Here is a 22,770-nt window from a genome sequence, read left to right on the forward strand (position 1 = left end):
TTTACGACGCCGCCAGCGCCGCACGTACCGCCGTGGAAAGCCGCTTGCCATCCGCTTGGCCAGCGGCTTTTTCGGTGGCGATCTTCATGATCTGCCCCATGTGCTTCATGGTGGCTTCCCCTTCGGCTGCGACCACCTCGGCGATGGCGGCCTCGACGATGGCGGCGACTTCGGCGTCGTCAAGCTGCGCGGGCAGGTACACCGCAAGGATTTCTGCCTCGGTGCGCTCTTGCTCAGCCAGTTCGGTACGACCCGCCTCGGTGTAGACCTCTGCGGATTCTTTGCGCTTTTTAATTTCGCGTGCGATCACTTTCAGCACGTCGGCGTCGGTCAGCTCGTGCCGGGCTTTGCTAGCGGTTTCTTCGGCGGTAATTGTGGACAGCAGCATCCGCAGCGCCCCGGTGCGGTCTTTTTCCCGCGCCTTCATGGCTGCGGTCATGTCGGTTCGGATTTGTTCTTTCAATTCACTCATACCCCCACACTTTAGCGGCTGTTCCCGGCAAGTTTCGTCGCGTTGTAGTGTTATGTGGGTGGGAAGAATAACAAAATTCATAACACGACTCGGGCTGACCGGTTTCTTAGCTGGCACATCGGTTGTCAGCTGGGCGGTACGGGAATGCCACCAATTTGAATTGAAAGTGGTGGACGTGCCGCTTCTGCCTGCCGGAACGCTGCGCGGCACGCAGGAATTTAGGATTCTGCATGTGTCCGATCTGCACATGATCCCCCACCAGAAGAAGAAACAAGCGTGGGTGCGCCAATTGGATTCGCTGAATCCAGATCTGGTCGTCAATACTGGCGATAATCTTTCGGATGAAAAAGCGGTTCCCCATGTGCTGCGCGCTTTAGGCCCACTGTTGCAGCGCCCTGGGTTTTTCGTCTTTGGCTCCAATGATTATTTCGCGCCGAAGATGGTGAACCCGTTTGTATACCTATTGGGGAAAAAGCGTAAGGTCTCTGATGTTTCGTTGCCGTGGCAGGGAATGCGGGCCGCGTTTATCGAGCACGGCTGGGTGGATCTGAATAATCGCCGCCACGAGGTGAAGATCAATGGGGTGCGGATAGCAGCAGCTGGCGTGGATGATCCGCACCACAACTTGGACGATTACGACGCCATCGCAGGCCCGCCCCACGCGGACGCCGACCTTGCGCTGGCGTTACTGCATGCCCCCGAGCCTCGGGTGCTGGAGCGTTTCGCCGCCGATGGTTACGGCTTGTCCCTTTCTGGTCATACCCACGGCGGTCAGGTGTGTTTGCCGACCGGCACCGCGATTGTCACCAATTGCGGCATTGACCGGGTACGGGCCGCGGGATTGCACATGTTTGACCAGATGGCGATGCACGTTTCCAATGGCTTAGGTACCTCGAAGTTTGCGCCGATTCGGTTGTTCTGCCGCCCGTCGGCAACCCTCATTCGGGTCGTCGAAAAGCAGTAGTCTTTGCCTTTACTCTCGGCGCGGACTAACATTTCTCTCGGTGCGTAACGCACCATCGGGATATGGCGCAGTTTGGTAGCGTACTTCGTTCGGGACGAAGGGGTCGCAGGTTCAAATCCTGTTATCCCGACCACTTCGCTGGTGAGGTTTTTATACCCCTCACCAGCATTTTCTTTTGTTATGCTTGGTTGTTGTGATTACTCCACTGCCGCCGCTGTCGTCGTTTCGCGCTGTTTTATTCGATCTTGACAATACGTTGCTCGATCACAACCACGCCGCGCATGTCGGCGTAATCGAATGGTCGAATCGGCTCGGCGTCCCACCCGACCCGGCGCGCTGGGCGGAGGTTGAGCGGCGACATTTCCTCGCATTCGAACGCGGCGAATTAAGCCATGACCAGCAGCGTTATATGCGCATCCGCGAGTATTTGGGCCGCCCGGGCTTGACCGACGCGGAGGCCGCGGAGTTGTTTTCGGACTATATTTCGTGCTACCAGGCCGCGTTGATCCCCATCCCCCATGCGGCGCAGACGCTGGCGAAGGCGTTATCGCTTGTTGACGCCCACAACGCAACAGTGGGGATCCTCACCAATGGTGCCGCGGCGTTGCAGACGCGGAAAATGCAGATGGCTGGTTTATGGGACGAGCGGTTGGTGATGCTTGCGGCGAAGGAATTGGGGTCGGCGAAGCCTAATCGGGAGTGTTATGTCCGAGCCCTAGCCGCCATTGACGTTGCGCCGCAGGACGCGATCGTTATTGGGGACGACCTCACCAACGATGTGCTAGGGCCCCGCTCGGCAGGGTTGGCTGCGATTTATTTCGCCCGCGACGGCGAAGGTGCTGCCGCAGCCCCGCCGGGGGTTCCGGTTGTGTCGCGGTTAACGGAGTTGCTGTGGTGATTGGTTAGCGGGTGGTGACTGGCTTAAGACTGTCGTCGCTGCCGTTGTCTATTGGTTTGGTGGGTTTCTGCTGCGCTGTGGGGTTGGTGGTGGTTTCCGCCCCGGTCGCCAGCACTTGGAGTTCCATCCCTTGGATGCGATGTCCGGCGATGGTGCACCAGCCAGCCATGTCGGCGGAGATGACGCCGACGGCGATTTCGGTTTCTTCACCGGGATTGATCCGCCCTGACGTCACGCCATTGTCGAAGGCTAGGTCGTGGGCCTGGGTGTCGTCGTTACGCAGGGCGATCACCAGTTGGTTCCCGGCGGGTACTTTGAGCACGTTTGGGCTAAAGCTCATGTCTTTCATGGAGACTGCCACTGTGGTGGTATTTCCGGTACCGCCGGTGGTTACCGGCGCGGTCGGGGTGGGTACCAGCCCGCCGAAAGCTGCAATCACCAGGGCGAGCGTGGCAAGCCCCGCGGTGATTTGGTTTAGTTTCGGTGACGACGCAGGGGTGAGGGGTTCTCGGAGTTTTCGGATTACTCCCAATTGGGCGCGCACTGCGACGGGGCTTAAGACCACGAAGACGGCGAGTGATCCCATCGCCAAGATGGATAAAACCACCCGCAGCCACGAGTTATCGGTGTAGAGCCAGGCGGCTAGGCCCACGTTAAGCAGGGTGGACCGGTATAACCCGGCGCGATCGTAGACGGCTAGCCCCGTGCGGGTGGCATTGGGGCCGCCGCCGATGGTGGTGGGCAGAAGATAGCTCATCACCCCGATGAGTAATTGGGCGGCAAATCCCACCAGCACCGCCATGGTGGGTAGGGTGATGGCGGTGCTACTTGCTGCGGTGGCGGTGCGGTAGGTTAAGACGATGAGCGCGCCGATCAGCCAGAGCGGGGCGCACAGAACTGATGCGGCGGCGAAGGTGATGCGATCGCGGGGATCGTTCAGCACTGTGTGCACGCAACGCGCCCAGCTGCCTGCGGGTATGAGCAGGCCCACGATATAGATGGCAAGCCCGGCGGCGCTTATGTGGGTGTAGCCGATCCCGGCACCGATCGCGGCGGTGAGGGTTCCGGTGACGAGGAGACTGAATGTGAGTCCGGGGCGTTCGTAGTGCGCCTGGGTGCGCCACACCGCCGGGAATAGCAGCATTAATGCACCAACGGCGGCGCAGCCCACGAATCCCAGAATATTGAGAACGAGGTGGCTTAACAGGAGGTTTTCTTGTAGTGGGCTTGGCAGATCGTGGGCGAGCACCGCACCAACTATGGTGCCGATACTTAAGAATGCGGCGGAGCAGATAAAGGCTATAACGCTGGGCCCGTAGCGGTGTTCGGTTCCGGTTTTCCGGGAGTTTCGGTATTGCAGCGCCAGGTAGATCGCGTGGGTTGCCAGGCTGGCGCTGACGATGCCTGCCCCAATAGCGGTGAGGTACCAATAGTATGTGACGCTGGTGTGGAGCAACTGGCCCGCCAGCGTGATGATGATTCCCAGGTTGAGTATCGCAATCCGGCGCAATTGCCACGGCCGGGCGGATTCCGGCAAAGGTTGGTGGAGGAATTTCTCGGTGAAGTGTTGGGACCACAGCACGATGGAATTGGTGATGATCCCGAGGGTAAACATGTGGATGAGTACCCACCGGTAGTTCGGCAGTGCCCAGTGGATCAGGGAGGTGGCGATGAGGGCAAGCATCCAAAAGGACACGGGTTTGCTTGCTTTTCGGTGCCAGGTTGCGCGGTTGCGGTTTCCCAGGGTCGGTCGGTTCGGGGCGGTACTATCCGGTTGCATTTTCTCTCTTTCACACCCTTGAATGTTTCGGTGCCGAGAAGTCGGTTGCTGTTGATCTTAATCGCTTAAGGTGCATCTCCTTGTTTCATGTGGTGATTGACCACCATAATCAGGACAATCAGCAGCACAAGCCACCCAGTAAGCCAGATAAGGAACCCGTACCATCCGGTGACGTCGTACACGTAACCAGATGCCCAGCCTAAAACGGAAGACCCCAGGTAATACATCAAAACGTACATGCCAGACGCTTGGGCAGTATTGGTGGTGGCGCGCTGGCTGATTGCAGCCGAGGCGGTGGAGTGCATGAGGAAGAACGCTGCAATAAATAGCAACAGTCCGCACCCAAGAAACGGTTCCGTGCCCGCGCACAGTGCCACGCCGAGCACCATGGCGATGGAACCGGCGATTAATGTGGCACCATGGCCGAATCGGGTGATGATTCTCCCGGCGCGGGCGCTGGTGTAGGTGCCCGCAAGATACAGCAGAAACAGCAGGCCAACGTGGGATTCGTGGAAACCGAAGTCGTCGATAAGCCGAAAGCCGATGACGTTGAACAGCGAAACGAATACCCCCATGAGGATGAAGGAACAGCAAAACAGCACCGCCAACGGCACCTGACGCCAGAGGGCAAGAGCGGCGATCGTGTTGTTTTTAACGTTCAGACGTGTCGGGGTGAAACCTCGTTGGGAGGGTAGTACCAGTGCGGTGGTGATGGCCAGCAACAGCGCACATCCGCTGGAGATGAGGATCGACCAGCGCCAATCGGTCACCCCTAGCGCCAGGGTGGGGATCAGGCGGCCGGTAATACCGCCCACGCTGGTTCCTGCGATGTACAGCCCCACTGTTGTGGAAATGTCACGGAGGTGGATTTCCTCGCTTATCCAGGTCATCGCCGCAGCTGGCACCCCGGCTATGAACGCGCCTTGCAGGGCGCGTAGCGCTATGAGCACCTCGATTGTTGGGGCTAGGGGAACCACCAATCCTATGCTGGTGGCGGCAAGTACGGAAATAATGAGGGTTTTGCCCCGGCCATAGCGTTCGGAGAGTATCGCGGCGGGCACCACGCAGAGCGCCAAGCTTGCGGTTGCGGCCGATACCGTCAGCGCCGCGGTGGCGATGCTGACGTGAAATTCTGTGACTATCCGGGGCAGTAGTGCCTGGGTGGTATATAGCGCGTTGAAGGTGGCAAGCCCGGCGCATACGAGGGCAAGTGCTGCACGTCGATAGGCGGAACTTCCGGCGCGCAGTCCAGGTTCGGTGTCGCGGGGCATGGTTCCATGGTGCCAAATAACTCACGGCCCCGGTGTGGTATCAACCGGGGCCGTGAGGTGAAAACGCTATGCGCAGCCTTAAGATTACTTGGCTGCCTCGGCGTAGCGGCGGGCTACTTCGTCCCAATTAAAGACGTTCCAGACTGCTGCAACGTAGTCAGCTTTGACGTTCTTGTACTGGAGGTAGAATGCGTGCTCCCACATATCCAGCAGCAGCAATGGTGCCAGATCGATGGAGAGGTTGCCCTGCTGGTCGGTCATTTGCTCGATAACTAGGCGCTGGCCGATCTTGTCGTAGGCAAGCACTGCCCAGCCGGAGCCCTGTAAACCGAGTGCTGCGGCAGCGAAGTGCTCCTTGAATGCGTCGAAGGAACCGAAATCGCGGTCGATTGCGGCTGCCAGATCGCCGGTTGGGGTGCCGCCGCCGTTAGGGGAAAGGTTCTTCCAGAACAGCGAGTGGTTGGTGTGTCCACCCAGGTTGAACGCTAGGTCCTTGGATAATGCGGTCACAACAGCGGCGATGCTGCCGTTCTCGCGGGCAGCCTGGAGCTTATCCAGAGCAGCGTTGGCACCGTTGACGTAATTTGCGTGGTGCTTGCTGTGGTGCAACTCCATGATTTCTGCGGAGATGTGTGGCTCAAGCGCATCGTATGCGTAATCGAGTTCTGGTAGCTCGTACTGTGCCATGAGTGAAGTCCTCTCTTAAGTAACTTTCGCCGATGCTTGCCGGTTTTTCTTTTAGTGAGCCTGGCAAGGTTTAGGCGCTACATGCCACTATAGGGGAATATGTGACCGGCGCGATACTTGAACGGGTATTTTCGCTATAAGCGCACAAAAGTATGAATTTATGGGAATGCCGCTCCGGCGCTGGGCGTTGTGAGAAGTGTCAGCGACCGAAAACGTGTGATTGAAGGAGAAAATATGGGTTGGTTATTTGGTAAGCCAGTTGGGTTAGTTGATGAGGCGGAGGCGCTTCGGGGTGGGACGCAGCCGGTGTTGCCGCATCCGGCGCCGCACGCGGTATTGGGGACTCCGATTTCCGGCCCGTTTGAGCCGCACCATGAGGTGGTGTACGTGGCTTTAGGGTGCTATTGGGGCGCTGAGAAGCTGTTTTGGGAGACGAATGGGGTGATGTCCACCGCCGTTGGTTTCGCCGGTGGCATTACGCCGAATCCGACGTATCGTGAGGTATGCACCGGGCGGACTAACCACACGGAGGTGGTGCAGGTTGTATACGATCCGCGGGTGATTAGCTTCGAAGACATTGTGGTCAAGGCGCTTGAGGCACACGACCCGACCCAGGGGTTTCGGCAGGGCAATGACGTGGGCACCCAGTATCGTTCCGCGATTTATACCGCCACTGAGCAGCAGGCATTGGCTGCGGCGAAGATTGTTGCCGATTACGGCCCGAAGCTGGCCGCCGCCGGGTTCGGCACAATTACCACCGAGGTTCTGCCGCTTGCCGCCACCCCGGCGGGTGAGTTTTATTTCGCCGAGGATGAGCACCAGCAGTATTTGCATAAGAATCCAGGTGGTTACTGTCCGCATCATTCCACCGGCGTTCCCTGCAGGTAAGGTGCGTGCTTGTCGACGCCTGGTACCGCGGCGCCCTGCGTTAGCAGTATGTTGAGCTGATTATTGGTTGCAACCCTGAGATCTTTCCTCCGTAAAGATTTCAGGGTTTTTTCGGGGAAATACCGGAGGTTTTTGTCGGGATAGGCGAGAAGAGTTATCACTGTAGTTTTTTACTCATTGATATATAAGGGGCACCATGTTCGCAGATCCCAGCCGAAGACGCGGAGTTATCGCTTTCATTGTCATTTGTTTCACCTGGTCATGGCTATCGTTAGCGGTGTGCTACTTAGTGGGGGTTCCGCAGAGCAATCCGGTCGCGCAATTACTCACCATGGCTTTCGTTCCGGCAGTCACAGCGGTGATCGTGCGCACCGCCATCACCCGGGAAGGCTTTGCCGATGCGGGTCTGAAACCGCAGTTTCGCACTACTTGGTTTTATTACCTGTGCGCTATCGTCTTGCCGCTTGCAAGCTTCAGCCTGTACTTATTCCTGGCCTATCTTTTGGGTTGGTGGGAAACTGCGGGCGATATTACCGGGCACCGAATCCTCCAGATCGTTGCAACTGGTGGTCTTTCGGCGCTGCCCGCCGCGTTCTTGTTATTTGGTGAGGAATTCGGCTGGACCGCCTATCTGCGGGATCGCCTGCTGCCGGGTCGCACTACCGCCACGACGTTCCTAACCGGTGTGATTTGGGGAATATGGCATATGCCGTTGCCGTGGGTGGGGTACAGCCCCACCGATCTGAATACCACTGAGAAACTGTGGCTATCACTCATGTGGATTCCTTCGTGCATCTTGATTGAGTTCCTTATTGGCTGGTTATGGAATCATTCGGGTTCCATTTGGCCGAGTTGCATCCTCCACGCCAGTCTGAATCTGGTCCAAGGGGTTGGTTTCACCACGTTGTTCCTGGGTGCGGCACCCCTAATATCGCTCATGGTTCTCGACTGTGTGACATTGGTTCCGTTCGTTGTGCTCGTCATTTATCTTGATCGGCGATCAAAAAATTCGGCACGTAAAACCGCCATTGTTCATTTTCGGGAATAGAAACGAAGCCACTAATTGTTACAGTCAGTGAATGCCTAATACCATCGGCATTGCCTCTAGTAACCTCTGGTAGTTTTCAAGGAGAAAATGATGAAAAAGCTGTATTTAGATCAGGCCTTTCCCGCCGTGTACCGCAGCCTCAATGGCACCACCGAAGAATTGTCGAAAGTGTACGAAACCGCAGGCCTGGATCGCAGCCTCATTGAACTTGTGCTGATCCGCGCAAGCCAACTAAATCGCTGCCCCACCTGCTTATCGGTGCATGTTCCCAAGGGGATTGCGGCGGGCCTTAGCCAACGCAAAATCGACCTTTTGCCGAGCTGGCGGGAAGCAGATGGCGTCTATTCCGATGAGGAACTAGCTGCTTTGGAATTGGCGGAAACCATCACCTTATTGCCTGCGCACCAGCGCAATAGCGCCGCGATGGATGTTGCGAAGAAGGTCTTTAGCGATGAGCAGGTCGCGGCCCTGGCGTGGGCAGTGATCCTTATTGGGGCGTACAACCGGTTGTCCATTTTCTCCCAGCATCCGCCAGCTAAGTACTAATCACAGCTCGGTTGCCGCAGGCACCCCCGGAGCGCCGTTCGCGAGAAAATGTCGCACGGCGCGGGTGGCGCGGCAATCGTCACCGTTGTAACTCAACAACGCCGCTTGGGCGTCGACAAGCGCGGTGGTGATGGGAATATCTCCCTTCAACACCGCCCCAGTCGCCGCGAGGTAGAGGCTTACGCTTGCCTCGCCGTCTACTTCGTCTTCTTCCCAGCTAAAACCCGCCGCGGGTGCCACTATCTTTAGCCCCAGGCCGGAAACGCCGAGCAATTGGGCGCGCACTAGCGCAAACACGTCGATCCATTCGGGGGAAGTGATAAATTGGGTGACTTCGGATTCGCTGGGAAGACCCGGAATATCGTCGCGATACTTAGCGTAGAAGCGCCGGGCGGAGAACCGTAACCAGTGGTTTTCGCCGTGGGCGGAGTAGCAGAAAATTCCGATGCTTTTCCCGGCTTCCTGCGCTTGTCGACGCTTCTTTTTAAGCCACGTCCAGAAACGCGCGAAATTCTCCGCCTCGGCCCGGGAGCCTAATTCATTCCATGTGACAAACGGGTGATATTCCGCGCCGTCGAATGCTCCCCATAGGTATGCGCCCTGATCCAGGTAGGCTTCCACATCAATGTCGATTTCGATGTCGAATCGGGGCGCGGTGACGGTTTCTTTTCGCTTCAGCAGTGCAATACCGTGGGTATAAGCCCGAGCGAGAACGATATCGTCCCGGGAGATGTTCGGCTGCGGTGGCGTAACCTGTGCGAGTGCCGACACCGTGGGAAGGCCACTAGCACGGAAATGCGCGCCCTTATCGCCGGAAAACAGCAGGCTGATGTCATCTCGTGCCAATAGTTCTTCGTGGCAATACGGCCAATAGCGGCAACTGGTGCAGTCTTTGACCCGAAGCGCCTTATTGGGGGTTTCCACCGCGAGGGCTTGGTTAAGCCCCTGCCGGAATAACGAGGTGTCGACGATGAACGCCAATTCGTGGTTCTGGCCAATTAAGATGCCGCGTTCGACCCCCACCCCTAATTCTTCCAGCGCAGTAACACTTAATGCCAAGGTGTAGGAGTCAACCGCATGGTGCTTGAGCCGGTAATTCCCGGCATTGGGTTGCCCCAACCCCAACCGCCTGGTGGCAATGACATTGACGGTGCGGTTTTTGTCTTCCCGGGCGACGCGGTGGTTGGTGACCACAACTGGCATATATGCCCCATCGGGGCGCCGGACCAGGGCGTCGACGTCAATGCGGATGCGGGAGCTGGTTTCCAACACCGGGTCGGTGATAACGGTGGCCCCGGCAGCGAGGGCTTCTAGAGTGGCAAACCAACGTCGCTCCAAATCCTCCGCGCGTTGTTGGGAGGTGTATTCCGACTGCGCTGAAGAAATCCGTCCGATATCGATGCGTAGGAAGTTTTTTGAATCGCCAATTTGCGGTTTAGTGGGGATCAATGATGCTACTCGGGCACGCGCCCGATCAAGCCGGATGCGGCGGGAAATGGTGGCAGCAGTTGGCTCTGCAGTCGGGTGCGCTACCCGCTGATGTAGCCGATAGCGGCACCCCACCAAATCCGAAGGCTGCAAATAGGTATCAATCTCCACAAGTTATAAAGCCTAAGCCAGGATGCGATGTAGTGTGGAATTCTACGACATGTGTACTCAAGGAGTTTGACCATTATGGGATTGTTAAAAACAATTGCCAAAAACCGTCGGCAGCGCAAAGCCGAAATCAAAGCCGCTCAGGCGCGGGCAAAACAAGAGGTGAAATCCGCCGCCAAATTGGAACTGCACCGGGCGAAATTGCTCGCCAATCAAGAGCACAAGTTACTCAAGCAAGAGAAAAAAGAATTAAAAGCGCAACGCAAACACGCGAAAAAAATGGCCAGCGCGGAATTGGCGCGGCTTAAAGAGGGCCGGTTTAACGCCAAACAGGTCATGCGCTATTCCGCCGCGATACGGGCGCTAGCCCCCTTGCTTTTGCCGCTCATTTACAAACTCGTGGTGTCTATTCGGGAAAATGCCAACAAGAAAAATGTTCAACAATTGGGAATCGTTGCCACTGAAACCGAACATCAATCAGCGCGAGTAACCGAACTAAAAAACCGGATATCCACGATGGAAAAATCCTTAAGTGAATATGGAATTCCCGCTGGTTTCAAACGCGACGCCCAGGACCGGCTCAAGCAGCTATCCACCGCGCTGACCAATGCCCAGCGTATGAGCCCGGATCAGCAAGAGCGGGCCTACAAAACCATTTCCGCCGATCTGGATGAACTAAATAAAGAAATCCTGGCCAAATCGCTATAAAGCCGCTGCCGCTTTTAGCCCCATGATTTCGCTAATTGCCAAGCCCCTGATCGAAATGAAACAACGATCAGTTGTGTGCTTGGCATTTTTTATTTCAGCGATTAAATCCCTCAATGAAACTAAATAACGGGCAGCTGATGAGATATTTTGCCCAATAAACCATCCACGCTATCCGGTGGAGTGATGGGCACCAAGCTGGTAATTCAATTCTTAATCCCAAGATTTTCCGTAATTAATGCACGCGTCAACAATATTTAGATTCAATTTTAATGCGCGCCGGTATTGCTTTTAATGGTATTTGTTCTGTACTGTTGACGATGAATTGGCGGAGATATTTCCCCGCCAGTCCCGCAACAAATAATCACAGTTCATACTTTAAGGCTTAACAAAATATCCACCGCGATAGCATAAGCCAAATTGCATTTAATAATTGAGAGGTTTTTAGCATGGCGCGCCGGGAAATCACCCAGATTTTCGACGACCTTGACGATTCCCCACTGAACGAAAATGACGCCCATGTCCTTCGGTTCAGCATTGATGGATCTGGATACGTCATGGATGTATCAACCAAAAACTGCGAAAAATTCAAGGATGCGATCGCTCCTTTTATCGAAAAAGCCCGTCCGGAATCCATTAGCGCCCGACGGAATTCGGAACAGAAATATAATCCGAAAGACGTCCGCGAATGGGCGATTGCCCGGGGCTACGAGGTCGCGGTTCGAGGCAAGCTTTCGCGACAGATTATCGACGATTATCTCGCCGCGCACTCTTAAAATATTTTTTACGGCTCCGGCCGTTTTAAAAATAAAATGCCATTTGTCCCGCCGCTTTTAGTAGAAATTGCGGCGGGACAAATGGCATTTTATTTTTCCAAACCGTCTCGGCGTTAAAGCACTCCCTGCTCCCGGGCTGCAGCCACGGCCGAAGTGCGCGACCGCACCCCCAATTTGTCGTAAATGTGCACCAGATGGCTTTTCACCGTGGCTTCCGACAACAGCAGGATCCGCCCAATCTCCCGGTTAGAAGACCCGCCAGCCACCAGTTTTAACACTTCCAATTCGCGGGGTGTCAGTGAGGTACGCGGGGTGCGCACCCGAGTCATAAGCCGGTTCGCCACCGTCGGCGACAACGTGGAATCACCTTCGGCCGCCGACCGGACGGCAGCCAGAAGCTCTTCGGGAGGTGCATCTTTGAGCAAATACCCCAATGCGCCCGCCTCTATAGCCCCAAGAATATCGGCGTCGGTGTCGTAATTCGTCACGACCAAGACATGGGGCGGCTTGTCCATCGTGCGTTTGATTTCAGCAGCGGCATCCGCCCCCGTTGCCAGCCGCGTGCCTTCAACACCAGGGCCAAACCGCAGATCCATGAGGATCACATCTATCCCGCCAGCTTGCGCGGCGGCGATAGCGGCTTCTGCGGTCGCGACCTCACCGATTACTTCGATGTCGTCTGCGCTTTCCAAAACAGCGCGCAGACCCAATCGGACGATCTCATGGTCATCGGCTAGCAGAACACGAATCATTATGGCGATTCCCCTTATGGTCTTAGACGTGGACAGGCTTAATTACTTAGAGCTTAACTTTAGATGGTGCTTTATGCGGTATTTACGTTGCTCTAATCCTAAAACTTTTTATCTATATGTTTAGTCTTCGTCGATGGCGGCCACCGGAATAGCCACCGTGACTGCGGTCCCCTCCCCCGGCGCGGATTCCACTTCCAGGGTTCCCCCTAGTTCCGCGGCCCGCTGCCGCATCGCATCGATCCCAATATGGCCCAATCCGGCGGGTTTCTCCGCCACCGCGGTGGGATCAAAGCCGGTGCCGTCGTCGACAATGTCGAGGCGCACCTCGTCTTCCTCATAGGTCAAGGTCACGGCACAGCGATTGGCGCTTGAATGCTTCGCCACGTTTCCCATCGCGCCTTGGGCGATCCGCAATAATCCAGCTTCGGTTTTCATCGGCAATTGCCGCTCGTCGCCGACGGTTTCGATCCGCCAGTCGATCCCAACGAATCCCGCAGACACTCGATGCAAAGCGCCCTCGAGGGAGGTTTTACTCAACGCGGCTGGTTGCAGGGCCGCTATCATCGCGCGCGCCTCCGAGAGGTTGTCCGCGGCCGTTTGGCGTGCGAGTTCCATGTATTTCAGCGGTCCTGCTTTTTCGGTATCCGGCAGCGACGAGGTGGCGATTTCGCCTTCTGCCACCCGGAGCAGCATTTGAATGGACGACAGTCCTTGCGCCAACGTGTCGTGGATTTCGTGGGCAATCCGTTGCCGTTCCTTGGCCACACCGGCTGCCCGTTCGGTTTCGGCTAGTTGCGAGCGGGTTTCGATGAGTTCTTCGATCAGGGCTTCGCGCTCCCGCGCGCCTTTCCACAGCGCTTGAAACGCGAGGTGAATACCGATAACGACCAGCGCCGACACCACCGGCCCCATCACCGCACCGTAGGTGAGGTGGGTTCGATAGCTTAAGATCGCCACAGCGGTCGCCCCCACCACTGCGATCATGCCGCGATAGTCGGGCAGTGCGCGCAAGTACAGAAAGAACAGCGGAAATACCAGGTAGACGCTCACCGGCAGCACCGGCAGCATCAGTATCCAAATGATGGTGAGCCCCGCCAACCAGCCGAGCGTCCACGCGAGAGAGCGCCACACCCGGGTGACGGCCATCGCGTAGCCAAAGGCGAAAACTGCGCACAGCAGCACCGCTAGCAAGGCGTCGTTTCGGGGCAGCCGCACCGCGCCACCGAGTGCGCCTACCAGCAACGCCACGGTGAGAACCGTCATCGCACGCCGATAATTGGCGGCACCTGGTTGCGCGTCGTAGGCGATGACGTCGCCCGCTGCGATCGGACTGAGGTCCGCGACGGTGCTGTTTCCTGCTACCGCTTGTCGACGCAGGCCAGTGTCATCGACAAGCGGGGGTGGAGCGCCAGTTTCGGCATTATCTCCGTGGGAATCTAGGCTGGAATCCATGAAACGCACTTTACCCGCTTTGTTCCTCATCGGAACTGCCACCACGCTTCTCAGCGCCTGCTCTCCGACCCCGGACTCCCCCGCCGCGGCACCGGAGCCTGTGGTCAGCACGACTGCGGTTCCGGTTGTTGATTCCAATCTTCCCTTCGATGCGCTGCCCGAAGTGCCAGAGGGCAAAGCTGGTTTTGTGGACTGCCCCTATTTGGATTCCCAATGGGTTGCTAATACCAATGGTCAACGCATGATCGGCCAGGGCATCGATACGCGCTTCGATACCCCCGCCTGTGTGTTCTGGTCCTTCCCGGAAGAGCCTCAGGCTACGGTCATGATCCGGCATATGCCCACCATCGCGGCTGCCACAGCCGTCGTCGATTGGGCGGCACCGATTGACACCACGGAAATCGTGGAAGAAAACGGGTGGTCCGGTGGTCGAGGCAATACCGATGCCGGGGCGGTGTACGCGGTACAAAAAGACACCGTCGCGGTCGTGGTTTTCTCTAATCAACACCAATCCGTCAAGGCCGCATCGATCGCCCAGGAGGCCATTAAAAACTTAGGGCTGTAGCCTAAACCGCAACATCGTTATACGGCATGAACATCGAAACCCACGGAAAGACCACTTCCATGAGGAGGAAAAAGACGCCAACGGCCAGGATGATAGCGAGTAGTGCTTTCACCGGCCACGGCCCGGGGAGGATCCGCCAGATCAGTCCGTACATTAGTTTTTCTCCAATACTTCGGGGCGATAGGCCCCGTCTTTCGGGTGGGATTCGACAAGCATGGCATGGACGATCATGCGTTCAGCATTGGAAAACTGCGGGTGACAGGTGGTCAGTGTCATGACCGATTCCATGTCCTCCGTAGCGGTGTGATCGTCAATGCCCGGTTTTGCGCCGATGGTTGCCACATCCGTGGGCAAGGTGATGTAGCGGCCAAAAACGTTTGCGTAGTCGCCGTTGACGACCCGTTCCGCCTGGTCGGGGCTGAGGCAGTTGTGCGCATCAGCCACGCGCTGTTCGTGATTCTCCCCGATCGGCAATACCCGGTAGGTATTCCACGCCGTCTCGGTTTCCACCACGATCGCATCGCAGGATTTGAGTTTGCCCAGGTCATTGAATGGTGCGCCCTTACCCACCCGGTGACCGGCGACCGCAAAGTTTCCCTTTTCGCCCGGCAATTGCGTGTCCGCATAATGCCCGGGTCCAGCAAGGAGATCTTCCTCGTCGGTGCCATGCACGATGGCGAAATTGAAATCGGAGCCGAACGCCGGAACGTACATGCGGGCGAAAGCGCTGCCTAATTCCGGGGTGAGTTTTTTACGCGGATTGGCACGCTGGGTGTCCCATTCCTGGTCCAATTTGTCGCTGACCTGGGCTTGGATTCGCGCAGACTCGATATTCGTCCAATAGGATTCATAGAAGGCGAAAAGCAGCGCCAGCCCGCCGACGGTTAAGAGAAGTTCGCCGATGATAAGTGAGAGGGTTGGTCGTCGACTTTCGGTGGTCGCTTTTCGACGATCTTCGGTTGGTTCCGAACGAGCATGACGTCCCATAACTCAGCTTTCTTCATTAAACCCAATAAAGTTCCGCGGCAATTATCCAAGTGGCGTGTTCCGCATTTGGATAGCTTCCGCGTACCATCAATGACGGTCAGTGTAATTGGGGTAAACCCCAAGACACAACAATACACTTAAAACTGCTTAAGATTTTCTACAAAAGATTGGTTGTTTTTCCACATGCTTGAGATCTTCATCTATCCGGTTTCGGGAATCATGAAGCTTTGGCATGTTTTTCTCCACTCCGTACTGGGAATAAACGATTCCCTGTCGTGGGTGTTAAGCATATTTGGGCTGATTATCGTCGTACGCGGGCTGATTACTCCGTTCCAATGGTTGATTCTGCATTCAGGTCGAATGTCGGTGATGCTACGGCCAAAGCTACGCGCGCTTAACGACGAATACGTCGACGTTATTGAATATAAAAAGCTCGAAGAAAAGGAAAAACGCGAAAAGGAATTAAAGAAGGAATACAACTATCGGGTATCGGCAGGCTGTATTCCGCCCCTGATCCAGATTCCGGTTTTCTTAGGTTTGTATCAAGTATTGCTGCGGATGGCTCGACCCAAAAACGGGCTGGATACCACCGTTCACGAACCAATCGGTTTGCTGACCTCCACGGACGTGTCGCAGTTTTTGCACGCAAGATTCGGCAATGTCCCCGTTTCCGCATACATTGCGATGTCACCGGAGCAATTCGGGCGGCTGGGCACCAGCTATGAAGAAGTCGCTATTTTCGTTTTCCCGCTGCTTGTGGCTTCCGCGCTGGTCACGTTCATCAACATGATGATCTCAGTCGTTCGCAATTATTTCACCGTCGATCACGACTCCGCCATCGCGGTGGCGATCACCAGAATGCTGGTTATCTTTGCGTTTATCGTGCCGTTTATCCTGGTCAAAGTCGGCGTCGATGGCCCGGTCCCTGCAGCTATCGCAGCGTACTGGGTGGCCAATAACCTATGGACGCTCATTCAAAACGTCGCTATCTACCTGGTGTTATTTAAAAAATACCCGTTCGATGATGAGCTCTGGGCGTTTCAAAAGGAACGCCGCTCCGAACGGATGGAGCGCACCCGCCAGAAGCGGAAATTCATCTGGCAACGCCGCCTCGCCCTGATCGGTTTCGTCATCGCACCGTGGTGGATTCCCGCCCATAAAGCCCGGTTGATCGAAGCTAATGAACATTTCGCAGCCAAAAAAGCCGAAAAGTTGGAAACGAAATTAGCCAATAAAGAAAAGCGTAAACAGCGCAATATCTCCCGCAAGCAACATTGGCGGGAAGAACGACTGGAAAAAGAACGCCAGAAGAAAGCGCAACAGCAGCAGGAAGAACCGGACTCAGGCGAGCAATCCGAATCTTAAATGCTGTAGTCGGCGGGCGGGGCGGTGAGTAATTGCACCGCTAATTCCCGAGCGAGTTTCAATGGCTCCACGGACCTGGTTACCTGGCCACCGGCCAGTCCCCCGTCGAGAAGCAAAAGCAGTTGGTTGGCCTGCGCCCGGCTGGGATATCCGTTTTTCTCCGTTAGCAATTCGGTGAGGGTGGCCAGTTTCCACTCGCGGTGGTCTACCGCGGCCTGGATAATCCCGTATTCGGATTCCGTTTCTGGCCGGGGATATTCGGTCACCGCGTTGTGAAAATGCGAACCTCGGAACTGTTTCTGCGGCTCCTCGGCGATCGATTGGTCAAAGAACGCCAGGATTTTCGCCTCGGGAGTCGTTAGTCCCTCACAGCGCTGTGCGTATGCGTCTCGCCAATCGGCATCGAGTGCCTGCAGGTAGGCTATCACCAGCGCGTCTTTGGAACCATAGAGCGAGTACAGCGATGCTTTGGCTACGTCCGCTTCCCGGAGAATCCGGTCAATGCCGATCACCCGGATCCCCTCGGTGGTGAATAGCTGTATCGCGCTATCGAGTAACCGTTGCCGGGGAGTTGGCCGATTGCGCCGACTTGTAGCGGCCGATCTCGTGGCGCCCTTAGCCTTGGTTCGTTGCGTCCCACCAGCACGGCGTGCCCGAACCTGACCAGTTTGTGAGTGGTCAGTCCCGGTATTGCGCACTTTCGTGGACGACATTACGTTTCCCTCCGTTTAACCTAGACCAACAAGTTCATGGTCTATTGTGGCGCAACTGAAACGGTTAGTCTACTTTTAGTGTAATTGGGCGAAAATAATCGCAAAAGCGAGGAGCACATGCTCCTCGCTTTTGGTTATCCGTCGTGGTTATTTCTTCGTTACTGCCTGGACGATGGTCAGTAGGATAACTGCGCCAATCAAACAGGTAATAAAGCTAAAGATAATTCCAGCACCAGCAACATTCACGTTAAGCAGGCTGAGAAGCCAGCCGCCCAAAATACCGCCGATAATACCAACAACGATATTTAACAGAATGCCCTGTTGCGCGTCAGTACCTTTAATCTTCGATGCAATCCAACCAGCCAAACCGCCAATGACAATCCAGCCGATCCAACCTAGTGCGAGCATGTTTTCGTCTCCTATTTTTCCAAGTATTTGAACCTATGAACATCCACAGTGTCGTAATCAACTGTCGTATCAACTTTTGTTGATTCAACACCGTGGATGCCCCAGTGTACTTACTTATTGAAAAATAAACGACAACGAGTACACAACAACTACATAACGAATTCTTATGTTGTCGGGCGCACTACCACCATTGGGCATGGTGCCGACTGCAGCAAAGCCCGCGATGTCGAACCTAGCAACATACCCCGGAAACCACCTCGACCATGAGAGCCTACGACCAATAGTTGAGCGTCCTTCGACGCATCCACTAGTGCGCGAATTGGCCGGTCACGGGTAATAACCATGTCGACTTCCACGTCTGGATACTTTTCCAGCATGGGGGCTAGCCGCTCCTCCAACAATTGGGTTTGCTCGTCTTCGACGATGTTCCACTCTTGCTGTGCAGCAGCCAAACCGGCAAGCGAAGCTTGCACCTGCATATCCATCCAGGTGTGAATTGCAATGAGTTTGGTTCCGCGGGCCTGTGCCTCAGCGAATGCGAAATCGGTGGCCTGCTGCGACACATCTGAGCCGTCAACGCCCACTACTACCGGACCGTATTTGGTGGCCTCGGTGACATCATTGTCCTCCCGGACGACCACAACTGGGCATTTTGCGTGGGAAACCACTGCCGCGGAGACCGATCCCATCACCATGCCGGACAGTCCACCTAATCCCCGCGAACCCATCACGATCATGGTTACTGTCTTACTCATTTCGAGCAGCATGTCGATCGGTGTGCCCTCGGCGATGGTGTAGGCGATCTTCAGATCGGGTGCCACTTCTAAGGCGATTTGGCGAGCTTCTTCGATAGTGTGCTCGGTTTCGTTCTTTAGCTCGTCGAAAAGCTCCTGCGGCGGAACCATGCCTTCGGCGTATAAAAACTGCGGCATGGTGTAACTAGCAGCTATGCGTAACGGAACGTCACGCTTGGCGGCGGTGTTCGCCGCCCACCGAACTGCGTTTTTCGAGGCATCGGAACCATCAACGGCAACAACAACGATGTCGGTTACAGTCATTGTTCTTCGGACCTTTCTTCTAACCTAACTACCATGTGCGTTACTGCCATTGCGCGTAACCCGCGACAATGGGGAGATACTTTAAAGTGTACCCCGTTATATCCAGCAATGGCACTGGTTAGAACCACCTAGCCCCGAACGGCGAACAGCGAAAATTTTTATTTCTCTACCGGTTTCGGCGCGGTGCTTGGTACCGGATCGGTGGTTGCCGCGTCAGCGTTAGCGGGGTAGAGGAAGTGGTAGATAGCTTTGGCGATATTAGCAATGATCGCGCCAATTCCATCAGAAAAGAACTTCAAGATTGGTTCCAAAACGGCATCCAGGTTCATATATGAACGCTCCTTTAGTAATCGGTACGGTTATTAAGATCATCGTGAGAATGCTACGAGATCGTTACACATAATTTAGCAATACTGAAGCTATCCTTAAATCTCGCGACACCCCCGACTCGTGTAATAGCATTAACCTCCATGAACCGTTCTGCCAACCGTCGTCGGATGCATAGCCCACCACTTCTCATTAAAGATGGGCTCAACCCCAGCCGCGTCCGCGTTCCGGACGAGTGCGCAGACATGCCCGCCTTCGAATTTGTCTGGCAGCTGAAAGTCAGTCAGCGTTACCGGCATCCCGACGACACCCAAGCAGCGCTTAACGCTGCGTTTTCACGCGGTGAAGTGCGGCTTGGTTTGTGGCCGCACGATCAGGAACTTAGCCCAACAACCCCACTCACCCCGGGTACTGACGTGTGGTTTTATCGGATGCCTGCGATTGAACCGGAAGTCCCGTTTGAATGCGAGATCATTGACGAGGACGACAATATTCTCGTCGTGGACAAACCGCCGTTTCTCGCAACGATGCCCCGAGGGAAACACATCACCCAAACCGCTACCGTTCAGCTGCGTCGAAAAACCGGAAATGGGGACTTAAGCCCCGCACACCGGCTTGATCGCTTAACCTCCGGCGTTTTGGTGTTCACAAAAAACCCGAGCGTTCGAGGCGCTTATCAGCGGTTATTTGCCGAGCGTAAAGCAGAAAAAATATATGAGGCGATCGCTACCCCCCAACCCGAGATCGTTGCGGGAACCGTGTGGCGCAACCGGATGGAGAAAACCGCAGGCGAGGTGCAGGGCCGAATCGTGCCCGGCGAGGTTAATGCGATCACGAATGTCCGCGACCAGACGCTTTGCGACGCGCCCCGGATGGCAGCGTTGCGCAGGATTCACGGCGACTCGCTGCCGCAACAATCGATCTACCTGTTGCAACCAGAAACTGGCCGTACCCATCAATTGCGGCTGCACATGTGGGCCGCTGGCGTGCCAATTCTCGGCGACCCGGCCTACCCGAACGTTGAGCCCGAAAACTATGAAGATTTCAGCACCCCGATGCATCTGACGGCCCGCGAACTGCGGTTCGACGACCCCCTCAGCGGGAAGCCACGGGTGTTTCGCGCGGAGCGAAACTGGTAACTTTAGCGATCCAATTGCCGCCTTTCAATCCCATCCACTTCGTTGTGGTTGATCTTCTTACCTACGAGGTGCAGCAAGAAGAAAATAAATAATGGGATACAGAGCCAAATGGGCCAGAAGTACACAAAACCAGACGTAACACTAACAATCGTCCAGATAACGACGTTGAGTGCGGTGACCCCAGCCATAACATAAAACGGCGCGCTTAACGCCCCGCTGATAACTCTTGTCGACGTCGGTTTTTGCACGCCATATGGGTTTTGCGGAACCGGATTCTTCGACGTAACTGCCGCTAGCTGCGGCTGCAGCGGCGCCACGACTGCAAGCGCATCACTATCGGTTGCGGCAGAAGCGACCTTGCTCAAGGTACTATCAAGCTGCTCCAGATCGATAATTCCTAACGAAAACGCTTGATTAGCGACGGTGGTGGCCACCTCATATCCGTCTGCAGGCAGCCTGGGATCTGAAAAAGTCAATTGCATACTTCTTTCGTTATTCGATGTGTTTGGGTGAAACCACCATCATTCTAGACGAAGAACAAAACCTAGAGGTCCACACCTCAATAGATCTATTCCCAAAGAAACGCCGCCGTTTATACGTCCTTAACCAGCCTGACAGAAGTAACAATTGCGGGCGTGACCTAACGGATTTAGGGTGAGTTATTCCTTAAACTTGTGGAATGACAGTATTTCGCCTTCGACTGACAACTGGCCTGGCGTTTCTCACCCTGGCGCTAGCGGCATGCAACACCGATACGCCCACGATGCCACCATCCGTCACTGAAGAAACCACATCCGAATTATCCGACGGCCCCCATGCCGCGGCGGATCGGGTTCTGGCACAAGAATCCACAACAATAAACGCCACAGGTACAGCGCAAATAACAGAATTGGATATAGGAAACACGACTGACCGAGGATACAGCGCCCCCATTCGCGGAGCGATTATCACCCCCACAACGTTTGATAAACCTGCACCCGTTATTGTTCTGAGCCACCTGCGTGCACCGAATTGTGGCGAGCACACCTTCGCATTTCCGTGCCCGGCAGGTGAAGCGGAACACCGTTTTGACCAAGGAATGTACTATCTGGGCGAAGTCTTAGCTGAGCACGGTTACGCCACGGTTATTCCCGACCTTGGTGGGATTTTCTCCGGCGCTGATGTGGAAAGCCCCTATAACCAGGCGGAAATGTGGAAACAATCGGTGAGTGCGCTCGTCGAAAAGCTCCCGAAAGAAAACATTGATCGTACTAACGTCGGCTTATTCGCGCATTCGCGCTCCGGCACGCTTGTCGACGCCGCCGTCGACCTGTTTGGCGAAAGAAACCTGCGATCCGTCTACGCTTATGGCCCGGGCTACGACACCGTTGACCTCGCCACGATTTCCCCAGCACCCGCAGACATTCCTTATTTTTCGCTCGTAGGTGACGCGGACATTGATGTCGGACCATCGGCAAACCTGTGGCTGGGGCACTACCTGGATCAAGAACGCAATCACCCAGCACTCGTCGCGCAAGCACCGGGTCTTGGTCACATGTTGATTAATAGAAATGCAGCGGACGAACGAATCGGCTGTGAAGAAATGGAGTGCCCCGACGCCGCAGAGCACGAACGAATCCTCACCGAATCGGCTACTCAGTGGTTTAATGCAACGCTGTTAGGCGAAACAACAACCACGCTACCTATCTCAAGTGATAGCGAACTTCCCGAATCGCTAGCGGGCACGAATGTACGATGGTTAGCTGCCAGCCCTCACGCGATTAACCGACTCGGCCCTGAGAAGCTTGGCGACGTCTGTCACCACGCCGATCCAATGAACCCGGAGCCGCTTCCCGACGCCTGCCCCGAACCAGAAGTCGGGGTGGTACAAATTCTCACCGGAGTAGCGCGGATCCAGGAATCGCGTGCCGATATTAATGTTTCCGGCGCACGGCTAATCGCACTTCATGTGTCACCGTCCGGTTCGTACCAGACCGAAAACACGGTGACAGTTACGCTGACTTTGGACACCGGAGAAGTAGTGCCAATTCAGTTGGATCCCCACCATCCTGCGTTGCGTAACCGGGCGACGGAGATCGAAAACGGGACATATACCCTTGGTACGATTCGAATTCCGCTCCCCCAACACGTCAGTGAGGCGACTATTAAGCAGATTGAGATTTCCGCGCCTAATAATCCCATTGAAGTGCGGGGCATCGATTTTCTTGGGTGGCTGTTGCTGCGTAACTAAGTCGACAAACACCAAAAACGTCGGTAGAAAGCATCCCGAAAGTGGGGCTTTTCTACCGACGTTATTTCTTTAGTCTGTTATAAAAGTCAACCCCCACCTGTGGTGTTGGGTGGGGGTTGGTTGTTGAGTTTTATTGGTCGGCG

The 22,770-nt window shown here is 55.5% G+C and carries 25 protein-coding genes and 1 tRNA gene; 12 read left to right on the forward strand and 14 right to left on the reverse strand.

Annotated elements, in window-relative coordinates:
* Position 1: 1 nt before the first annotated feature.
* Complete coding sequence (locus tag Q4D85_RS10135; protein ID WP_303200157.1) at positions 2-472, reverse strand: GatB/YqeY domain-containing protein; 471 nt, start codon at positions 470-472, stop codon at positions 2-4.
* Between the two features lie 52 nt (positions 473-524).
* On the opposite strand from Q4D85_RS10135, the gene Q4D85_RS10140 reads away from it, so the two are divergent.
* From Q4D85_RS10140 to Q4D85_RS10150, 3 genes are all read left to right on the forward strand, one after another.
* Positions 525-1,436, forward strand: a complete 912-nt coding sequence (locus Q4D85_RS10140) for a metallophosphoesterase (protein WP_303200159.1) — start codon at positions 525-527, stop codon at positions 1,434-1,436.
* A 56-nt stretch (positions 1,437-1,492) separates the two neighbouring features.
* Positions 1,493-1,569 (forward strand) — tRNA-Pro (locus Q4D85_RS10145).
* A 60-nt stretch (positions 1,570-1,629) separates the two neighbouring features.
* Entirely contained in the window at positions 1,630-2,334 is a 705-nt protein-coding gene (locus tag Q4D85_RS10150) for an HAD family hydrolase (RefSeq protein WP_303200160.1), read from the forward strand.
* Between the two features lie 4 nt (positions 2,335-2,338).
* Here the strand turns inward: Q4D85_RS10150 and Q4D85_RS10155 are convergent, their stop codons facing one another.
* The 3 genes from Q4D85_RS10155 to Q4D85_RS10165 form a co-directional block, all read right to left on the reverse strand.
* On the reverse strand, positions 2,339-4,114 hold the full coding sequence (locus Q4D85_RS10155; RefSeq protein WP_303200162.1) for a cupredoxin domain-containing protein: 1,776 nt from the start codon (positions 4,112-4,114) through the stop codon (positions 2,339-2,341).
* Between the two features lie 65 nt (positions 4,115-4,179).
* Positions 4,180-5,385 carry an MFS transporter gene (locus tag Q4D85_RS10160; protein WP_303200163.1) on the reverse strand — a complete coding sequence of 402 codons (1,206 nt, stop codon included), beginning with the start codon at positions 5,383-5,385 and terminating at the stop codon, positions 4,180-4,182.
* 84 nt (positions 5,386-5,469) lie between these two features.
* A complete protein-coding gene (locus Q4D85_RS10165) occupies positions 5,470-6,072 on the reverse strand; it encodes a superoxide dismutase (RefSeq protein WP_303200164.1) in 603 nt (200 codons plus the stop codon).
* 234 nt (positions 6,073-6,306) lie between these two features.
* Here Q4D85_RS10165 and msrA point away from each other — a divergent pair, with 234 nt between their 5' ends.
* The 3 genes from msrA to Q4D85_RS10180 all read left to right on the forward strand — a co-directional run bounded on the left by msrA (position 6,307) and on the right by Q4D85_RS10180 (position 8,554).
* On the forward strand, positions 6,307-6,960 hold the full coding sequence (gene msrA, locus Q4D85_RS10170) for a peptide-methionine (S)-S-oxide reductase MsrA (RefSeq protein WP_303200166.1): 654 nt from the start codon (positions 6,307-6,309) through the stop codon (positions 6,958-6,960).
* A 196-nt stretch (positions 6,961-7,156) separates the two neighbouring features.
* Positions 7,157-8,008 carry a CPBP family intramembrane glutamic endopeptidase gene (locus tag Q4D85_RS10175; RefSeq protein WP_303200167.1) on the forward strand — a complete coding sequence of 284 codons (852 nt, stop codon included), beginning with the start codon at positions 7,157-7,159 and terminating at the stop codon, positions 8,006-8,008.
* Positions 8,009-8,095: 87 nt separating this feature from the next.
* Positions 8,096-8,554: a carboxymuconolactone decarboxylase family protein gene (locus Q4D85_RS10180; RefSeq protein ID WP_303200169.1), complete on the forward strand. Its 459-nt coding sequence runs from the start codon at positions 8,096-8,098 to the stop codon at positions 8,552-8,554.
* Here the strand turns inward: Q4D85_RS10180 and Q4D85_RS10185 are convergent, their stop codons facing one another.
* Positions 8,555-10,153: a TM0106 family RecB-like putative nuclease gene (locus Q4D85_RS10185; protein ID WP_303200171.1), complete on the reverse strand. Its 1,599-nt coding sequence runs from the start codon at positions 10,151-10,153 to the stop codon at positions 8,555-8,557. It abuts the gene before it with no gap.
* Between the two features lie 75 nt (positions 10,154-10,228).
* Between Q4D85_RS10185 and Q4D85_RS10190 the strand changes: the two genes are divergently transcribed.
* Both Q4D85_RS10190 and Q4D85_RS10195 read left to right on the forward strand, forming a co-directional pair.
* On the forward strand, positions 10,229-10,858 hold the full coding sequence (locus Q4D85_RS10190) for a DUF6474 family protein (protein WP_303200172.1): 630 nt from the start codon (positions 10,229-10,231) through the stop codon (positions 10,856-10,858).
* A gap of 446 nt (positions 10,859-11,304) precedes the next feature.
* Positions 11,305-11,631 carry an Lsr2 family protein gene (locus Q4D85_RS10195; protein WP_047263123.1) on the forward strand — a complete coding sequence of 109 codons (327 nt, stop codon included), beginning with the start codon at positions 11,305-11,307 and terminating at the stop codon, positions 11,629-11,631.
* 113 nt (positions 11,632-11,744) lie between these two features.
* Here Q4D85_RS10195 and Q4D85_RS10200 read toward each other — a convergent pair whose 3' ends face one another.
* Together Q4D85_RS10200 and Q4D85_RS10205 are read right to left on the reverse strand one after the other, a co-directional pair.
* Positions 11,745-12,383: a response regulator transcription factor gene (locus Q4D85_RS10200; RefSeq protein WP_047263124.1), complete on the reverse strand. Its 639-nt coding sequence runs from the start codon at positions 12,381-12,383 to the stop codon at positions 11,745-11,747.
* A gap of 120 nt (positions 12,384-12,503) precedes the next feature.
* Positions 12,504-13,646, reverse strand: coding sequence for a sensor histidine kinase (locus Q4D85_RS10205; RefSeq protein ID WP_303200191.1), 1,143 nt, complete (start codon positions 13,644-13,646; stop codon positions 12,504-12,506).
* A 187-nt stretch (positions 13,647-13,833) separates the two neighbouring features.
* Between Q4D85_RS10205 and Q4D85_RS10210 the strand changes: the two genes are divergently transcribed.
* Positions 13,834-14,400, forward strand: coding sequence for a DUF2020 domain-containing protein (locus tag Q4D85_RS10210; RefSeq protein ID WP_303200174.1), 567 nt, complete (start codon positions 13,834-13,836; stop codon positions 14,398-14,400).
* A 1-nt stretch (position 14,401) separates the two neighbouring features.
* On the opposite strand, the gene Q4D85_RS10215 is transcribed toward Q4D85_RS10210, so the two are convergent.
* Both Q4D85_RS10215 and Q4D85_RS10220 read right to left on the reverse strand, forming a co-directional pair.
* A complete protein-coding gene (locus tag Q4D85_RS10215) occupies positions 14,402-14,554 on the reverse strand; it encodes a hypothetical protein (protein ID WP_303200176.1) in 153 nt (50 codons plus the stop codon).
* Positions 14,554-15,387 (reverse strand): class E sortase, encoded by an 834-nt coding sequence (locus tag Q4D85_RS10220; RefSeq protein WP_303200177.1) that lies wholly within the window; start codon positions 15,385-15,387, stop codon positions 14,554-14,556. Before Q4D85_RS10220 ends, Q4D85_RS10215 begins: the two co-directional genes overlap by 1 nt.
* Positions 15,388-15,570: 183 nt before the next feature.
* Here Q4D85_RS10220 and yidC point away from each other — a divergent pair, with 183 nt between their 5' ends.
* A complete protein-coding gene (gene yidC, locus Q4D85_RS10225) occupies positions 15,571-16,752 on the forward strand; it encodes a membrane protein insertase YidC (RefSeq protein WP_303200178.1) in 1,182 nt (393 codons plus the stop codon).
* Here yidC and Q4D85_RS10230 read toward each other — a convergent pair.
* The 4 genes from Q4D85_RS10230 to Q4D85_RS10245 form a co-directional block, all read right to left on the reverse strand.
* Positions 16,749-17,465 (reverse strand): TetR/AcrR family transcriptional regulator, encoded by a 717-nt coding sequence (locus tag Q4D85_RS10230; protein ID WP_303200179.1) that lies wholly within the window; start codon positions 17,463-17,465, stop codon positions 16,749-16,751. The two genes, yidC and Q4D85_RS10230, sit on opposite strands and share 4 nt — an antisense overlap.
* A gap of 147 nt (positions 17,466-17,612) precedes the next feature.
* Complete coding sequence (locus Q4D85_RS10235; protein ID WP_303200181.1) at positions 17,613-17,873, reverse strand: GlsB/YeaQ/YmgE family stress response membrane protein; 261 nt, start codon at positions 17,871-17,873, stop codon at positions 17,613-17,615.
* Between the two features lie 164 nt (positions 17,874-18,037).
* The gene (locus tag Q4D85_RS10240) at positions 18,038-18,931 is read right to left on the reverse strand and encodes a universal stress protein (RefSeq protein ID WP_303200183.1); all 894 of its coding nucleotides are present in this window, start codon (positions 18,929-18,931) and stop codon (positions 18,038-18,040) included.
* Positions 18,932-19,089: 158 nt separating this feature from the next.
* Entirely contained in the window at positions 19,090-19,260 is a 171-nt protein-coding gene (locus tag Q4D85_RS10245; RefSeq protein WP_303200184.1) for a hypothetical protein, read from the reverse strand.
* A 141-nt stretch (positions 19,261-19,401) separates the two neighbouring features.
* Between Q4D85_RS10245 and Q4D85_RS10250 the strand changes: the two genes are divergently transcribed.
* Positions 19,402-20,397 carry a pseudouridine synthase gene (locus tag Q4D85_RS10250; RefSeq protein WP_303200187.1) on the forward strand — a complete coding sequence of 332 codons (996 nt, stop codon included), beginning with the start codon at positions 19,402-19,404 and terminating at the stop codon, positions 20,395-20,397.
* A gap of 2 nt (positions 20,398-20,399) precedes the next feature.
* On the opposite strand, the gene Q4D85_RS10255 is transcribed toward Q4D85_RS10250, so the two are convergent.
* Positions 20,400-20,873: a hypothetical protein gene (locus Q4D85_RS10255; RefSeq protein WP_303200189.1), complete on the reverse strand. Its 474-nt coding sequence runs from the start codon at positions 20,871-20,873 to the stop codon at positions 20,400-20,402.
* A 203-nt stretch (positions 20,874-21,076) separates the two neighbouring features.
* Here Q4D85_RS10255 and Q4D85_RS10260 point away from each other — a divergent pair, with 203 nt between their 5' ends.
* A complete protein-coding gene (locus Q4D85_RS10260; RefSeq protein ID WP_303200190.1) occupies positions 21,077-22,627 on the forward strand; it encodes a S9 family peptidase in 1,551 nt (516 codons plus the stop codon).
* Positions 22,628-22,770: the final 143 nt, after the last annotated feature.

Origin of the sequence: Corynebacterium sp., from assembly GCF_030532965.1 — a bacterium.
In the GTDB taxonomy this organism is placed as follows: Bacteria; Actinomycetota; Actinomycetes; order Mycobacteriales; family Mycobacteriaceae; genus Corynebacterium.

Coding starts and splice junctions, on each gene's coding strand:
- Q4D85_RS10135 (WP_303200157.1), bottom strand. CDS start 472: ATGAGTGAATTGAAAGAACAAATCCGAACCGACATGACCGCAGCCATG.
- Q4D85_RS10140 (WP_303200159.1), top strand. CDS start 525: ATGTGGGTGGGAAGAATAACAAAATTCATAACACGACTCGGGCTGACC.
- Q4D85_RS10155 (WP_303200162.1), bottom strand. CDS start 4,114: ATGCAACCGGATAGTACCGCCCCGAACCGACCGACCCTGGGAAACCGC.
- Q4D85_RS10160 (WP_303200163.1), bottom strand. CDS start 5,385: ATGCCCCGCGACACCGAACCTGGACTGCGCGCCGGAAGTTCCGCCTAT.
- Q4D85_RS10165 (WP_303200164.1), bottom strand. CDS start 6,072: ATGGCACAGTACGAGCTACCAGAACTCGATTACGCATACGATGCGCTT.
- msrA (WP_303200166.1), top strand. CDS start 6,307: ATGGGTTGGTTATTTGGTAAGCCAGTTGGGTTAGTTGATGAGGCGGAG.
- Q4D85_RS10175 (WP_303200167.1), top strand. CDS start 7,157: ATGTTCGCAGATCCCAGCCGAAGACGCGGAGTTATCGCTTTCATTGTC.
- Q4D85_RS10180 (WP_303200169.1), top strand. CDS start 8,096: ATGATGAAAAAGCTGTATTTAGATCAGGCCTTTCCCGCCGTGTACCGC.
- Q4D85_RS10190 (WP_303200172.1), top strand. CDS start 10,229: ATGGGATTGTTAAAAACAATTGCCAAAAACCGTCGGCAGCGCAAAGCC.
- Q4D85_RS10195 (WP_047263123.1), top strand. CDS start 11,305: ATGGCGCGCCGGGAAATCACCCAGATTTTCGACGACCTTGACGATTCC.
- Q4D85_RS10200 (WP_047263124.1), bottom strand. CDS start 12,383: ATGATTCGTGTTCTGCTAGCCGATGACCATGAGATCGTCCGATTGGGT.
- Q4D85_RS10205 (WP_303200191.1), bottom strand. CDS start 13,646: ATGACGGTTCTCACCGTGGCGTTGCTGGTAGGCGCACTCGGTGGCGCG.
- Q4D85_RS10210 (WP_303200174.1), top strand. CDS start 13,834: ATGAAACGCACTTTACCCGCTTTGTTCCTCATCGGAACTGCCACCACG.
- Q4D85_RS10215 (WP_303200176.1), bottom strand. CDS start 14,554: ATGTACGGACTGATCTGGCGGATCCTCCCCGGGCCGTGGCCGGTGAAA.
- Q4D85_RS10220 (WP_303200177.1), bottom strand. CDS start 15,387: ATGGGACGTCATGCTCGTTCGGAACCAACCGAAGATCGTCGAAAAGCG.
- yidC (WP_303200178.1), top strand. CDS start 15,571: ATGCTTGAGATCTTCATCTATCCGGTTTCGGGAATCATGAAGCTTTGG.
- Q4D85_RS10230 (WP_303200179.1), bottom strand. CDS start 17,465: ATGTCGTCCACGAAAGTGCGCAATACCGGGACTGACCACTCACAAACT.
- Q4D85_RS10235 (WP_303200181.1), bottom strand. CDS start 17,873: ATGCTCGCACTAGGTTGGATCGGCTGGATTGTCATTGGCGGTTTGGCT.
- Q4D85_RS10240 (WP_303200183.1), bottom strand. CDS start 18,931: ATGACTGTAACCGACATCGTTGTTGTTGCCGTTGATGGTTCCGATGCC.
- Q4D85_RS10245 (WP_303200184.1), bottom strand. CDS start 19,260: ATGAACCTGGATGCCGTTTTGGAACCAATCTTGAAGTTCTTTTCTGAT.
- Q4D85_RS10250 (WP_303200187.1), top strand. CDS start 19,402: ATGAACCGTTCTGCCAACCGTCGTCGGATGCATAGCCCACCACTTCTC.
- Q4D85_RS10260 (WP_303200190.1), top strand. CDS start 21,077: ATGACAGTATTTCGCCTTCGACTGACAACTGGCCTGGCGTTTCTCACC.